We start from the raw sequence: 1,257 nt of genomic DNA on the forward strand, positions 1-1,257 counted from the left end.
CTAGCTGCTACCATGATCAATGAGCGTGCAGGAGTCGCGGGAGTATCATTTGATGATCTTCTTCAAGCAGACGTCCTTTTGTTTATCAGAGCGATAATTAATAGAGATGCTCTTGATGAAGATGTTGTATATCCTTGGTTTCCTGATACGGCCGTGTATGTTGGATATCATCCGACAACTTTTGAGTTGTTCGCTAGAGCAAGCTCTGTCAGATATTTTGATAGAGTGAAAATGCTCATTTGTGCGGATAAATCTAAAATTGATACTTTATCGATTGATGCGGGAAATAGATTTCCAAAGTTCGGTTGGCAAACTTTGCCAGTTCGAATTTTGCTAGGTGTGGATAAGTTGGCAACTCGGCCGTAATTGAAGGTGCGCTAGCTTTCTGGTCCCTTTGCGGGACCAGGTTAGTTGCTTTTATAATCCAAATTTCGTCCATTTTGATAATGTAGCTCCGTCTCATAATTTCCCATCGCATACCCCTAACCGGTGTTGATGGAACGCTACAGGTGAGTAGCGTTCCCCGACTCCATCGTTGGCTGATTTCGTCTAAGACCCTCAAGATTTTTTCTGCGGCTTGCGGTTGAGACTGGGCAAACAAATCGTCAGTGAATTCGCCATGTTGACGCAGTTCCATCCATAGAACCTCGGCTTTGCTTTACTTAAAGCCAGGCTGAAATAGGCGATTGACCAATCCGGCCACGACTTTTGCCAACAGCCATATTGGTCGGGTAGAGACACCAGCTATTTAACTTCTGTGATTGCATTAGTAATGCAACGTTTGTCCATGTTTGAAATCGACTTGTTCTTTTCCTCTAGCTTGATTCGGATGTCATCCCATTCAAGTGAGATTGACAACGGCTTAGCTCCTGCGTCAATAGCGGCTACAGAATAAGCTGCTAAACCAAACGCATCTCCATCATTAATCTCTGCGTATTGTTCGGTGAATTGCTGAATGAGATGCCGTGAGTTGTTGACTGACTCACTGATAAGTTTTCTGATTTCAACTTGAAGTTCGCTTATACATCCCATGTATTTCCGCGAAATTTTCTTGAGGTCAATTTTTTCTCCAAACTCATTTAGGATGCCTTTCTTGAAGGATGAGTTCTCTCGAAGTCTTTCATTGAGCGAAAATATATCAAGGTTGAGTGTGAGCGTATCGCCTTTTTTGTCGTCCTTCATTGACCATTTGCTGGGGGTGCTCACGTGATGCACAGCATCTGCGCAGTGCATGATGTGCCCTCGCAGCGCTTCCGC

General features: G+C 44.1%; 2 protein-coding genes. One reads left to right on the plus strand and one right to left on the minus strand.

The window, feature by feature from the left end; all coding sequences use genetic code 11:
• The coding region (locus DBR18_RS28095; protein WP_218277853.1) for a hypothetical protein at positions 1–366 on the plus strand (366 nt) is incomplete at its 5' end.
• A 378-nt stretch (positions 367–744) separates the two neighbouring features.
• On the opposite strand, the gene DBR18_RS10530 is transcribed toward DBR18_RS28095, so the two are convergent.
• The coding region (locus DBR18_RS10530) for a hypothetical protein (RefSeq protein ID WP_218277854.1) at positions 745–1,257 on the minus strand (513 nt) is incomplete at its 5' end.

The sequence above is a fragment of the Pseudomonas sp. HMWF021 genome, assembly GCF_003061005.1.
GTDB lineage: Bacteria > Pseudomonadota > Gammaproteobacteria > Pseudomonadales > Pseudomonadaceae > Aquipseudomonas.